11 protein-coding genes and 1 tRNA gene are annotated in these 13,491 nt (G+C 49.9%); 4 read left to right on the top strand and 8 right to left on the bottom strand.

Annotated features, from left to right (window positions below; translation table 11 throughout):
- Positions 1–4: 4 nt before the first annotated feature.
- A complete protein-coding gene (locus V7P87_RS09265) occupies positions 5–850 on the bottom strand; it encodes an EamA family transporter (protein WP_333797183.1) in 846 nt (281 codons plus the stop codon).
- Between the two features lie 202 nt (positions 851–1,052).
- Entirely contained in the window at positions 1,053–1,691 is a 639-nt protein-coding gene (locus V7P87_RS09260) for an OmpA family protein (protein WP_333797182.1), read from the bottom strand.
- A 210-nt stretch (positions 1,692–1,901) separates the two neighbouring features.
- On the opposite strand from V7P87_RS09260, the gene proB reads away from it, so the two are divergent.
- On the top strand, positions 1,902–3,035 hold the full coding sequence (proB, locus tag V7P87_RS09255) for a glutamate 5-kinase (protein WP_333797181.1): 1,134 nt from the start codon (positions 1,902–1,904) through the stop codon (positions 3,033–3,035).
- Positions 3,035–4,303, top strand: coding sequence for a glutamate-5-semialdehyde dehydrogenase (locus V7P87_RS09250; RefSeq protein WP_333797180.1), 1,269 nt, complete (start codon positions 3,035–3,037; stop codon positions 4,301–4,303). Before proB ends, V7P87_RS09250 begins: the two co-directional genes overlap by 1 nt.
- A 194-nt stretch (positions 4,304–4,497) precedes the next feature.
- Here V7P87_RS09250 and leuD read toward each other — a convergent pair whose 3' ends face one another.
- Genes leuD through leuA form a run of 4 tightly spaced genes read right to left on the bottom strand, consistent with a single transcriptional unit; the run spans position 4,498 to position 9,237 of the window.
- Positions 4,498–5,100, bottom strand: coding sequence for a 3-isopropylmalate dehydratase small subunit (gene leuD / locus V7P87_RS09245; protein WP_333797179.1), 603 nt, complete (start codon positions 5,098–5,100; stop codon positions 4,498–4,500).
- Positions 5,097–6,557, bottom strand: a complete 1,461-nt coding sequence (gene leuC, locus V7P87_RS09240) for a 3-isopropylmalate dehydratase large subunit (protein WP_333797178.1) — start codon at positions 6,555–6,557, stop codon at positions 5,097–5,099. The genes leuD and leuC overlap by 4 nt, the downstream gene beginning before the upstream one ends.
- A gap of 2 nt (positions 6,558–6,559) precedes the next feature.
- Positions 6,560–7,630, bottom strand: a complete 1,071-nt coding sequence (gene leuB / locus V7P87_RS09235) for a 3-isopropylmalate dehydrogenase (protein ID WP_333797177.1) — start codon at positions 7,628–7,630, stop codon at positions 6,560–6,562.
- A 53-nt stretch (positions 7,631–7,683) separates the two neighbouring features.
- Positions 7,684–9,237: a 2-isopropylmalate synthase gene (leuA, locus tag V7P87_RS09230; protein WP_333797176.1), complete on the bottom strand. Its 1,554-nt coding sequence runs from the start codon at positions 9,235–9,237 to the stop codon at positions 7,684–7,686.
- 491 nt (positions 9,238–9,728) lie between these two features.
- Between leuA and V7P87_RS09225 the strand changes: the two genes are divergently transcribed.
- Positions 9,729–9,815 (top strand) — tRNA-Leu (locus V7P87_RS09225).
- Between the two features lie 134 nt (positions 9,816–9,949).
- Complete coding sequence (locus tag V7P87_RS09220; protein ID WP_333797175.1) at positions 9,950–11,179, top strand: adenosine deaminase family protein; 1,230 nt, start codon at positions 9,950–9,952, stop codon at positions 11,177–11,179.
- A gap of 62 nt (positions 11,180–11,241) precedes the next feature.
- Here V7P87_RS09220 and V7P87_RS09215 read toward each other — a convergent pair whose 3' ends face one another.
- Together V7P87_RS09215 and V7P87_RS09210 are read right to left on the bottom strand one after the other, a co-directional pair.
- On the bottom strand, positions 11,242–12,837 hold the full coding sequence (locus V7P87_RS09215; protein WP_333797174.1) for an ATP-binding protein: 1,596 nt from the start codon (positions 12,835–12,837) through the stop codon (positions 11,242–11,244).
- On the bottom strand, positions 12,834–13,448 hold the full coding sequence (locus V7P87_RS09210; protein WP_333797173.1) for a YfiR family protein: 615 nt from the start codon (positions 13,446–13,448) through the stop codon (positions 12,834–12,836). Before V7P87_RS09210 ends, V7P87_RS09215 begins: the two co-directional genes overlap by 4 nt.
- Between the last annotated feature and the right edge of the window lie 43 nt (positions 13,449–13,491).

Genomic DNA, 13,491 nt, shown 5'->3' with positions numbered 1-13,491 from the left:
TCAGCTAGTTGCTGAGCCTTTTACCCCAGCCTAAACTCAACACAATCAACAGCGACCCCAGACTAAAAGTCAGCCAGTTCACCTGATGCTGCCAGAGCACAAAATTCACCAATAAACCGGCCGGGATCAACAGGTTATTCATCACAGCCAGCTGATGGGCATTCACCTGCCGGGCGCCGGCATTCCACAGCCAATAACCCAGACCAGAGGCTACCAGCCCCAACCAAATTAAAATGACCCAGTCGCTGCCTTGTTGTGGCATTTTTTGCCAGTCTGCAAATAACCAGGCGCCCAAAGCTGCAACCAGGGAAGCACCGACAAAAAACCAGCCAAAACTCTGTTGTTGTTGCATGCTGTTGCCAAGGTTCAGTTGACGGTAAGCCACCTGACCAAAAGCAAAACAAAGATTGGCAGCCTGCACCAAGATCAGACCGAGCCAGAAATCTGTGGTTGGGGCGGTAAAGCGGATCACCAGGGCACCCAGCACGGCCAAAGTGGCCGGCCCAAGCCAGCGCCAGCTGATGGCTTGGCGCTGCAAAACGCGATCAAACAGCACTACATAAACCGGTGTCAGAATAGTGAACAGCAGCACTTCAGCCACTGTCAGATATAAAAAGCTGTGATAAAAAAACAGATACATCAGCCCAAGCTGCACTGCACCAATACCGGCCAATGCCAATGCTTGTCCGGGCGGCGTTTTATAACGGATTAACCAGGGTAAAAACAACAACAGCGCCAGTGCCATCCGGCTGCCAACCGCCAGATAAGGGTCGACTTTACCTGCCAGAAACTCACCAATCAGTGAAAAACTAAAAGACCAGATCAGTGTCACCCAGATTAATAACTGCATGCAAAATTGCCCTTGATGTCAAAACCGGCCAAGACTACCGTTTTTTCGCCGGATTAAACAGTATGGCGGTGGGGCTATGCTGCTGATATGTAAAACCAGCATCAGGTTTGAGTGGGGGGGGTGGATGTCGGCAATACAGCGCAGAATTCAGCAGAAAAAAGGGCGGTTTAAAAAACAACCAACAACCGCCCCTGGGACAACCTTATTCGGTCACGGGTTCGATATGAATTTCAACCCGGCGGTTCATAGCGCGGTTGGCTTCGTTGGTATTAGGTACTGCCGGATAATTTGGGCCTACACCGCGGGTTTCCAGGCGGATAGGGTCAACCTGCTGGGCAATCAGATAACTTTTTACTGCGTCAGCACGGGATTGTGACAACTGCATATTCAGCGCCATTGGGCCTGTGTCGTCGGTGTGACCTGTGATCACCAGCATGGTTTTATTGTATTCACCCAGCACTTTGGCGATATCGTTTAACACCGGATATAAATCGGCGCGAATGTCAGAGCGGCCAACGGCAAAAGTGACCTGAGCCGGAATGTCCAGACGCAGAATATCGCCGTCGCGATACACTTTTACGCCAGTGCCCGATAGCTGCTCACGCAATGCCTGTTCCTGATTGTCCATATAACGGCCCACTGCAGCGCCTGTTAATGCACCCAAAGCAGCACCAATGGCTAACCTTTTGTTTTTGTGGTTGCCAGTGGCTTTACCTGCAATGGCACCCACTGCGGCGCCAATAGCCGCGCCTTTAGTGGTGTTGTTCTGATTGATAGTGGCACAACCACTTAAAGTTAAGCTGGTGCATAAGGCTGCAACCAAAAAATGACGTGTATTCATCAGCGTTCCTTGATGTAAGCATTAAAGGCAGCCTAGTTCGGCAGAACTGAATTTTGGCTGAATTTCTGGTTTAAAGGCGGCGGCAGTGTAGTCAGAGCAAGGCGTGGATGCCAGTAAATTTGGCTGTATTTTACTGAACTAGTCTGGCCACTGGATTGAACTGGACATATATACGTCTGAAAAGTTAAGCTCAGGCCGGATTTAACCGGAATGACAGAGGTTTTTAACAAGATGAACGCGCTGCGTTGGAAGCGGATTGTGATCAAAGTGGGTAGTGCTTTGATTGCGCCGGAAGGCAAAGGTTGTTCCACCCGTTATTTGCTGGCGATTGCCCGCTTTATCAGCGAATGCAAATTACAGGGAGTGGAAGTGGTGCTGGTATCCAGCGGTAGTGTGGCTGCAGGTCGCGCCGCTATCCCCTTTAACCATCAACCGCTGCCCATCAACGTGAAACAAGCCATGGCAGCTATTGGCCAGAGTCAGATGATGATGATCTGGAGCAAGCTGCTGGACTGGCCTTGTGCGCAGATTTTATTAACCCATGATGATTTACGCGATCGCAAAAGATATCTGAATATCGACAATACCTTGCGTACTTTGTTAAGCCATGGCGCTTTGCCTGTGGTCAATGAAAACGACACAGTAGCCACAGCCGAACTGAAAGTAGGTGATAACGACAACTTAGCGGCCATGGTAGCAACTGTGGTAGACGCTGATGCATTGATCATCTGTTCTGATATTGACGGTTTATATAGTGCCAACCCCAAAACCAATCCGGACGCCCGGTTTATTGCCCGGGTTGAAGCCATCACGGCGGATATTTATGCGATGGCCGGTGGCAGCCACCACAGTGTTGGCACAGGGGGTATGGTGACGAAGTTACAGGCAGCTGCCAAAGCTACAGCTCAGGGCATTGAAACTCTGATCATCAATGGCCAGAAAGCCGGTAGTTTTGATGCGTTGTTGCAAGGAAAAGCAGCGGGCACTTTGTTTTGTGCTCAGCCTGGCCACTTATCGGCCAAAAAACACTGGTTATTACACAGCAGCAAAGCCAGTGCTGAAGTGACACTGGACGCCGGTGCTGTGGATGCCTTATTACATAAAGGCGCTTCATTGCTGGTCAAAGGGGTGACGGCTGTTCAGGGCGATTTTGATAAAGGGGATGCAATTTGGCTGGTGAGCAGCGCAGGTACCAGACTGGCCAAAGGGGTTTGCCAATACAGCGCACCTGAGCTGAATAAAATCAAAGGTATTCACAGCAGCCAGATTGAAGCCGTGCTGGGTTATTGTCCAAGCGAAGTGGCGGTTCACCGTGATGATTTAGTTCTGATGGAGCAGCAATAATGCAGCAGCAAGTGAATACAGCCGCAGAAGTAGTGGCTTTATGCCAGCAAGCCAAAGTGGCCAGCCGGCAATTGGCGCAGTTGTCTGAAGCGCAAAAAAACCAGGTATTGCTGGCGATGGCCGATGCGCTGGAGGCGGCAACCAGCAGCATTCTGGAGCAAAATCAGCTGGATATGCAAAATGCTGTTGCCAATGGTTTAGCCGCTGCAATGCAGGACAGGTTGTTATTAACGCCGGAGCGCATTCAGGCGCTGGCGGGCGCAGTGCGGCAAATTGCGGGTCTGGCTGACCCTGTCGGGCAAATCCGGCAGCTGGCGCCAAGACCCAATGGCATTCAGGTGGGGCGCATGCGCATTCCGCTTGGCGTGATAGCGATGATTTATGAAGCCAGGCCCAATGTGACGGCCGACGCCGGTGCCTTGTGTTTTAAATCCGGTAATGCGGTGATTTTACGCGGCGGCCGTGAAGCACTCAATTCCAGTCTGGCCATTGCCAAAGTGTTGCAGCAGGTGCTGGTGGCACACCAGATCAATCCGGCGGCGATTTGTGTACTGCCTAATCCGGATCGGGAGTTATTGTTAAGCCTGCTGCAGCAGGACAACAGCGTGGATTTAGTGATCCCGCGCGGCGGCGAAGGTTTAATCCGTTTTGTCAGCGAACACAGCCGTATTCCGGTGATCCAGCACTATAAAGGCGTTTGCCATTTATTTGTGGATAAAGCGGCCGACTTTGACAAAGCGCTGGCGCTGTTACTGAATGGCAAAACCCAAAGGCCAGGCGTGTGTAATGCGCTGGAAACCCTGCTGGTGCATGCTGATATTGCCGCTAAGTTTTTACCTTTGGCCGGCAAGGCTTTGACAGAAAAAGGTGTACAACTATTTGGCTGTGCCAGCACTATTGCCTTACTGCCACAGGCGCAACAGGCCGCAGACGATCAGTTTGATACTGAATATCTGGCGCTGGCCATGTCGGTGAAAGTGGTCGACAACTTTGCCGCTGCTGTCGCGCATATTGAACAACATAGCTCAGGCCATACCGAAGTGATCTGCACCCAGGATATCAGCCGTGCCCAGCGGTTTTTAAAAGTGGTGAACTCAGCTGTGGTGATGGTAAACGCTTCATCGCGTTTTTCTGATGGCGGCGAGCTGGGGTTAGGGGCTGAAATTGGCATTTCCACCAGTAAGTTACATGCTTATGGCCCAATGGGGCTGGAGTCTTTAACCACGGAAAAATATATAGTGATTGGTGACGGCCAGGTACGCAGTTAAAGGCTGAGAAAAGTAAAAAGCGAATAAAGAGTTAGCTAACGAGCCAAATACCGCAATCGCAGTTTGGCTTAAATAAAAAACGCAGGAAAATCCTGCGTTTTTTATGCGGTGAACCCAAGGTACATCGGTGTGTTCAGGCCTCAACTGCTCGCGCATGCTCCTGCAGCTTATGCCCACTGAGTCCCAGTCGCCAATCAGCCCAGCCAGGGGGTGTTTTGGCGGCGCTGCTGTTCGTAGTTGGCTATCTGCGCACTTAAGGTTTCACTGGCGCCAATAAAATCCAGGCCAGACAGCAGCCGCTGTTTTACGTCCTGATCAATCTGAAAGCCCACAGCAGCATTATTACCCAGCAGAATTTCCTGATTGGCCAAATCAATTTGCCACTGCTGCGGCCCTTGTTTGCAGCGGTTAAATAAAAACTCGATATTCGACGCGCTTAAGCTAATCAATAACATGCCATTGTTGACGCTGTTATTAAAAAAAATGTCGGCAAAACTTTCGGCAATAATCACGTTAAAACCATATTGCTGAATGGCCCAGGGCGCATGTTCGCGCGACGAGCCACAACCAAAGTTGGCACGGGTCAACAAAATAGACGCGCCCTGATACTGCGGCTCGTTCAGCACAAAATCCGGATTGGCGCTGCCATCGGCCTGATAACGCCAGTCAAAAAACAGCGCCTGCGCAAAACCGTCACGGCTGACCGAAGTTAAAAACTGTTTTGGGATAATTTGGTCGGTATCCACGTTATTTTTATCCAGCGGGCAGACTAAACCCTTGGCGAAAATCTGGCTCATGCCTGCGCTCCTTCTGAAAATGAAATCTGGGAAACATCGACAAACTTACCGGCAATAGCGGCCGCTGCTGCCATAGCAGGGCTGACTAAATGGGTGCGGCTGCCGCGGCCCTGCCGGCCTTCAAAGTTACGGTTTGACGTCGATGCACAGCGCTGACCGGCATCAACCCGATCGTCATTCATACCTAAACACATAGAACAACCAGGTTCGCGCCATTCAAAACCGGCATTTTTAAACACGTCAGCCAAGCCTTCAGCTTCGGCCTGACGTTTGACCTGACCAGAGCCCGGCACCACTAAAGCGCGCACACCGGCCGCCACTTTCTGGCTACCCACCACAGCGGCGGCAGCGCGTAAATCTTCAATACGGCTATTGGTGCAGGAGCCGATAAACACCACATCCACCTTGATATCGGTCAGCCTTTGACCCGCTTCCAAACCCATGTAGGTTAAAGCACGTTTGGCGGCATCGGCTTTAATTAAATCGGTAAAAGACTCAGGCGCAGGCACCGGCTCGTTTACGGCTATTACCTGCTCAGGGTTGGTGCCCCAGCTGATCTGAGGTTTGATCTGGCTGCCGTCAATAGTGACTACTTTATCAAAGCTGGCGTCGGCGTCTGAATACAGTGATTGCCAGTAGGCCACTGCGGCATCCCAATGTTCTGCTTTGGGCGCATGGGCTTTGCCCTGCAAATAAGCAAAAGTGGTGGCATCCGGCGCAATTAAACCGGCTTTAGCGCCCATTTCTATGCTCATATTGCACAAAGTCATACGACCTTCCATTGTCATGCCCCGAATGGCTTCACCACAAAATTCCGCCACATAACCGTTACCGCCTGCAGTGCCTAATTTGCCGATAATGGCCAGAATCACATCTTTAGGCGTGACAAAAGGTGATAACCGGCCTGTCACTTCCACTTTCAGTGTTTTAGCCACTTGTTGTGGCAAAGTTTGGGTGGCCAGCACATGCTCTACTTCAGAGGTGCCAATACCAAAAGCAATGGCGCCAAAAGCACCATGGGTGGAGGTATGGGAATCGCCACACACAATCACCATGCCAGGTTGGGTTAAACCCAGCTCTGGGCCTATCACATGCACTATGCCTTGATCCGGATGATATAAATCCAGCAATTCAATGCCATGTTCGGCGCAGTTGGCCGCTAAGGCTTCCAGCTGTTTACGGGAAGTTTCACCAGCAGCGTCGTAGCTGCGCACCTGGGTTGAGGTGTTGTGATCCATAGTGGCGAAGGTTAAATCCGGCCGCCGTACTTTGCGACCAGCCAGTTTTAAACCGGAAAACGCCTGCGGGCTGGTCACTTCGTGAATAAGGTGACGGTCAACAAACAATAAGTCGGTACTGCCATTTAACGCGCCCACCACATGGCTTTGATAAATTTTCTGATACAGGGTTTTACCTGTTTGCTGCTCAGCAGGGTTCTGAGAAAGAGTGCGGCTCATTTTTATGCTCCTTCGCGAATAGCATTCACTATGGCATTGCCAATATCGCTTGTGCTGTAAGTGGATTGTGGGTTGATATCGCGGGTAACAATGCCGCGCTCTAAAGTTTGTTCAACTGCGGCCTCAATAGCGCGTGCTGCGGCTTCCTCACCACAGCTAAAGCGCAGTAATAAAGCGGCCGATAAAATTTGTGCCACAGGGTTAGCGATGCCCTGGCCTGCAATATCAGGTGCACTGCCACCGGCCGGTTCATACAAACCAAAGTTGGAGCCGTTTAAGCTGGCGGATGGTAATAAACCCAAAGAGCCGGCAATGGCGGCAATTTCATCGGATAAAATGTCGCCAAACAGGTTGTCGCACAAAAGCACGTCGAAGTGCTTGGGGGCCCGAATGAGCTGCATAGCGGCGTTGTCGATATACATATGTTCAAGCGCAACGCCCGGATAATCTTTGGCAACGCGTTCAACCACTTCACGCCACAACACCGAGGTGGCCAGCACATTGGCCTTATCAATAGATGTCACTTTGTGATTGCGTTTGGTTGCAGCTTCAAAAGCAACCCGGCTGATACGCTCAATTTCTTTCACGCTATAGGTTTGGGTATCAAAAGCGCTGTCTGGCGAGCGGCCTTTTTCACCAAAATAAATGCCGCCGGTAAGTTCCCGTACACACAAAATATCCATGCCCTGACTGCTGGTGCGTGGGTGTAACGGCGATAATTCGGCAAAGGCCGGGTAAATTTTGCCCGGGCGTAAATTGCAGAATAAATCGAAGGTTTTACGCAGGGGTAATAACGAAGCACGCTCCGGTTGCTGTGCCGGTGGCAGGCTGGTCCATTTGGGGCCACCAACAGAACCAAATAAAATAGCATCGCTGCGTTTACATAAATCCAGAGTAGTGGCGGGCAGGGCTTCACCATGTTCATCAATAGCGGCGCCGCCCACTAAGGCCGCTTCAGTCTGAATGGCAAAACCAAATTTATCGGACACCACCTCCAGCACTTTTAATGCTTCCTGCATCACCTCGGGGCCTATGCCGTCACCGGCCAATACTGCAATTTTATAAGTTTTCATTTTGTTCTCTGGTTCAATTTTGTTCTGAAATCGGGTTATTCAAGCTGATTGATTCAGGCCTGTTTGCGTGCTTGTTTAACAGCATCAATGCGTTTGCTGCGCTCAATCAGGTTCAATACGTGCACGTAGGCTAAAACTGAAGAGCGCACTATGTCGGTAGCCAAACCTGCACCGTGAAAACGGCGCCCCTGATATTCGGCAATAATGTCGACCTGACCCAAGGCGTTCTCACCTTCACCTTTGGCTTGTAAGTTGTAATCCACCATTTTCACATCCAGTTTGGCGATGCGGTGAATGGCCGAAAATGCTGCTTCCACCGGGCCGTTGCCGGTGGCCGCTTCGGTGAACACTTCGTTGCCTGCTTTGATGCCAACAGTAGCGCTGGCCACATGGCCGGTGTGGGTGCTAGAGCTTAAAAACTCTAACTGGTAATGTTCATCGTCATCCTGCAGATTCTGGAAAAACACCAAAGCTTCTAAGTCGTAGTCAAAAACCCGGCCTTTTTGGTCAGCCAAGGCCACAAAGGCGCTATAAATCTGTTCTAAATCATAATCTTCTTTGCCATAACCTAATTCGGCTAAACGGTGCGCAATCACAGCGCGGCCTGAGCGCGACGTCAGGTTTAATTCGTTTTGGCGAATGCCAACCTGCTCAGGCGACATAATTTCATAAGTGTTTTGTGCTTTTAACACGCCATCCTGGTGAATGCCTGAGCTGTGGGCAAAAGCGTTTTCGCCGACAATGGCCTTGTTTGGCTGAATCGGCATATGGCAAATCTGACTGACCAGATGGCTGGAGCGGTAAATTTCGGTGCTTTTAATGTCGGTGTAAAACGGCAACACGTCGGCGCGGGTTTTAATAATCATCGCCACTTCTTCCAGCGAACAGTTACCGGCACGCTCACCAATGCCGTTGACGGTACATTCAATCTGCCTTGCACCGGCCTGAATGGCGCTGATGCTGTTGGCCACCGCTAAACCTAAGTCGTTATGGCAATGCACGCTGATAATGGCCTGATCGATGTTTGGTACCTTGTTGCGCAGGCCAGTGATAATTTGCGCAAACTCGTTCGGAATGGTGTAACCCACAGTATCCGGAATATTAATGGTGCGGGCACCGGCTTTAATGGCGGCTTCAACAATACGGCACAAATCGTCGATGGGTGTGCGGCCGGCGTCTTCACAGGAAAACTCCACGTCGTCGGTAAAACGGCGGGCGAGCTGAATGGCGGCAACAGCTTGTTCGGTGGCTTGTTCTAAAGTGCGGCGTAATTTGTATTGTAAATGCAGCGGTGAGGTGGCGATAAAGGTGTGAATGCGGCGGCGTTCGGCGTCTTTTAACGCGGCGCCACAGGCTTCAATGTCGGCGGCAACGGCGCGGGCCAGGCCACAAATAATAGGGCCTTTGACACTTTGGGCTATCGCCTGCACAGATTCAAAGTCACCTGGGGATGACACCGGAAAACCCACTTCCATCACGTCGACATTTAACCTGGCAATGGCGTGCGCCAGCTGGATTTTTTGCTTATGACTTAAGCTGGCGCGCAGCGCCTGTTCGCCGTCTCTTAAGGTGGTATCAAAAATCCAGATTTTGTCTTGGCCGCTCATACTTTGTTCCTCTGTCGCTGATTTTTTATCCCGTTATCAGACCTGGAGGTAACAAAAAACCCCGGCCTGTGGCACGGGGTTTTTGCTGGTTCAGGTAAACCTGTATTACCAATGCACAAAACCCCGTGGCCTGAGTAGGAGCACGAGGAGGTTGAGCATAATGGCGTTTACAGGGTTCTGGTTGTTCATAAAAATTCTGGTTATTTCTGCACCGCTTGGGTTGATGCTTTTAGTAATATCACGGCACTTTTGGAAATGCAACAGTATAGATGGCCAAACCAGCTGGTTTTATTTTGGGCAGTTCCGGCTGTTGTTTCAAATTATCCAGCAGGATCATCAGCTTTGCCGCCGCTATTTTTTGCTGGTTTTTGCCGGAAAAAACAACAAACTGACATTTTTTTGCCGGAAATGACAAAAATAACATGACAATTTGCCGGACTCAGGCTTAAAATGCGCGCCGTTCTGCCAGTGCTTTCTGCACACATGACTCTGCCCGGGTGGTGAAATCGGTAGACACAAGGGATTTAAAATCCCTCGCTCGAAAGGGCGTGCCGGTTCAAGTCCGGCCCCGGGCACCATTTGCTCCCGCTTATTGTTTTTACATCCCTTAAAAATCTCATACTTCCCACAAAACCAAAATTTTTGTTATCGCACCCGATGCGTCCAGCTGCTATAACTAAAAACCTGTTCTGTTATGCAAAGAGCCCATCAAATGCCGTTTTATTCCGCTGATTTTATTAGAGAAATGCCAAAGTCTGATCTGCACCTGCACCTCGATGGCAGTTTGCGGTTAGAGTCGCTGATTGAGATGGCCAAACGCAGTAAGTTACAGCTGCCATCCGATACAGTGGCGGGTTTAAAAGAGCTGGTGTTTAAAGAGTCTTACAACAACCTTGGTGAATACCTGCATTGTTTCCAGTACACCTGTGGTGTGCTGCGGAATATGGAAAACCTGCAACAGGCCGCTTATGAGCTGGCCATTGATAACCAGCAGGAAGGTGTCAATTACATCGAAGTGCGTTTTGCTCCCCAGTTGCTGATTGATTTACCGGCCGGTATTGATTTTGACAAAGTGATGCATGCGGTGAATAACGGCTTAAAGCAGGCGCAAACTGAATATAATCAACAGGCTGCGGTAATTGCCGGCGACAAACCCCCTTTTGCTTATGGCATTATCAACTGCGCCATGCGGATGTTTGGCGACAAAGGTTTTTCACCTTATTACACCAATTTGTTCCAGCTGATGCGCGATTTTGAACCTATGCAGGTGATTAAACTGGCGGCGATGGAACTGGTACGCGCCAGTGTGCGTTTGCGCGACGAAGAAGGGGTGCCGATAGTGGCACTGGATTTAGCCGGACAGGAATCCGGTTATCCGGCGCATAATTTTAAAGAAGTGTATGAATATGCCCATCAGCACTTTTTATTAAAAACCCTGCACGCCGGTGAAGCTTATGGTGCCGAATCCGTGTTTGAAGCCATTACCGAATGTTATGCCGACCGTATTGGCCATGGTTATTCGATGTTTATTCCTGAGATGATTCAGGATCCGACAATCACCGATAAACAGCGTTATATCAAAGAATTAGCCTCTTATATTGCCGATAAACGTATTGCCATCGAAGTCTGTCTGACCTCGAACCTGCAAACCAATCCGGCTATTACCGACATTAAACAGCATAAGTTCCGCGATATGCTGGAAAACCGCATGGCGACTGTGATTTGTACCGACAACCGTCTGGTGTCCAATACCACGGTCAGCCGTGAATATCAGCTGGCGGTGGATAACTTTGATATCCCGCTCAAACGCTTAAAAGACATAGTCGCTTATGGTTTTAAAAAGAGTTTTTTCCCGGGCAGTTATGTGGAAAAACGCGAATATGCCAAACAGTGCCTGGAATATTTTGACAAGGTGGCGCGTAAATACGGTTTTATTTATTAACCAGCTGTTGGTTGTTCCATGGCTGCGCTGTAATGGCGCTGCCAGCCACTCTTGAATGAGCTTTAAGCCTGGTCGTTGTGCTGATCTACCCCAATTTTACGGTCTGTCAGTGGGATCAATAACGCAAAATGCACCCCTTTAGGCACATCTTCCACCAGATCAATCCGGCCTTTGAGTGCCTGGGTAATTAAGTTATACAGAATATAAGTGCCCAGGCCACTGCCGCCTTGCTGACGGTTGCTGGTGACAAAAGGGTCCCACAATTTAGGTTTAATTTTTGGATCTATGCCTTTGCCGTTGTCGTAATAATTCAGCTGTAAAAAATTGGGCTGCAGCTGAGCTTCAATACGGATCTCGCCCTGATTTTGCCCGGCAAAACCGTGGATCAGCGAATTCATAATCAGGTTGGTAAAAATCTGCGAATAAATACCGGGAAAACTGTACAGCTGAAGCCCGGGGTCAACATCCAGTTTCACCTGATAAGCGCCTTTTTTAAGCTGTGGCCGCAGCGACAACACAATACTTTGCAAATATTCCAATAAATAAAACTCGCGTGCTTCTTCGGTCGACTGATCAATAGCCACCATTTTAAAACTGCGGATTTGCTCGGCGGCCCGCTCCAGATTTTTCAGAATAATCAACGCACTTTCGTTCAGATCTGCAATATGCCGAAGCAAGCCGGATTTACTTAAGGTGCCATCCTGCATTTCATCATTGAGGTGTTGTGTCAGGTAAGTTAAATGGGTCACAGCTGTCATGGCCACGCCCACAGGGGTGTTAATTTCATGAGCGACGCCTGCCACCAGCCCACCCAAAGAGGCCAAACGCTCCCGTTCTACCAGCGCACTCTGGGTATTTTTTAAGTCGTTCAGGCTATGTTCCAGCTGTGCTGTGCGCTCGGTCACTTTTTGTTCCAGTGTTTTGTTCAGTTCCAGAATTTGTTGTTCTTTGTCTTGTTGCAGCTGATTAAATTGCTGGATGACGTCCAGCATGCTGTTAAAAGAGCGGATAAAAATCGCCAACTCAGGGTCATCCGACAGCTGAGCCCTGCGGCTGTAATCTTTGGTATCGGCAATAGAACTGGTGACAGCTCGCAGATCGCTGAGCGGTTGTAACAGGGTGCGGCTGAGTCTTAATGCCAGCCAGCTGGCCAGCACTATGGCAATCAGCACTGTGGTCAGTACCAGGGCATAACTTTGGGTGAGTTTTTGTTCCATCGGCTGTAAGTTGCTGTCCAGCAACAAATAACCAATAACATTGTCATCCAGTGTCACAGGGGTCAGCAGCCGGTACATGCCTTGCTGCCGTACCGGGTGAATATAGTGCGCCGGGTTGATCTGCGCCGGGGCTTCAGGGCCAAAAGCTGCAAAAAGCCGGTGTTGGTCACCATCGGTTTTATATAAAGCCGCCCGCAGAATATCGGGTGATTGTTGCAGCGATCGTAATAACGACGACGCGCTATCCGCCTGATCAAACATCATGGCGGCGGCGCTCATATCGGCCAGGACTTTGGATTGGGATCTGTTATAGGCTTCCAGCTGCAACTGAAATTGATTGCTGATATTCCACAGCACCGGCAGCACCACCAAAACCAGGCTTAACAAGGCCACCAGCACAAAACCCCAGAATACTTTGTGCTGAAACGACACTTTTTTCATGATTTTGTCCTTTGTCTGGCAATAGACAATAACGCCGGATTTACCTGCAAACCCGACTGCTGCAGGCTGTCACTGTTCAGATACAATAAAATCCGGCCTTGCTCAAACACCAGGTTCACCTGCGAAAAATGCTGGCTGGTGACCTGGGGGGCGGCAATACGCAAAATCTGAGGTTGCCTCAGTTGTGCCAGCAAAGCCCAGCCGGTTTCGGCTGGATCTGCGGTCAGATACAGCACCCGGCATTGTTGCAGTTGTTGTTCGGCTTCTGCCTGTGATAACAGAGCCGGATCGATGGCCAGGATCTGCACTGGTAAAGACTGAATGGTTTTGTCTTTGGTGCCTTGCTGCAGCTGCGTGGTCAGTTTTTGTTGCAACTCACCTAGCAGACAAATTTGAAAAGTACTGCTGCCAAGAGCTGGCCATTGAACAAAACGGGCCAGGTTAAAAATATAAGCAGCCTGTACTCTGATAAATTTTTGTTGATCCAGGGCAGATTCGGCGGCGGTTTTGCCGGACAGAGCCAGACAAAAGCCTGCCAGCAACACAAATAACGTCCGGGTTCTGGGCGCTCTGAGCTGTGATTTAACTTTAATTTCAGACCGCCTTGTCATTTAAGATACTGATTCCTAAACTGCTATTTACAACAGAGTCTAG

This window comes from Rheinheimera sp. (assembly GCF_036782235.1).
In the GTDB taxonomy this organism is placed as follows: domain Bacteria; phylum Pseudomonadota; class Gammaproteobacteria; order Enterobacterales; family Alteromonadaceae; genus Pararheinheimera.
The sequence above is the reverse complement of the archived record's forward strand: the minus strand, read 5'-3'. Positions and strand labels throughout refer to the sequence as shown.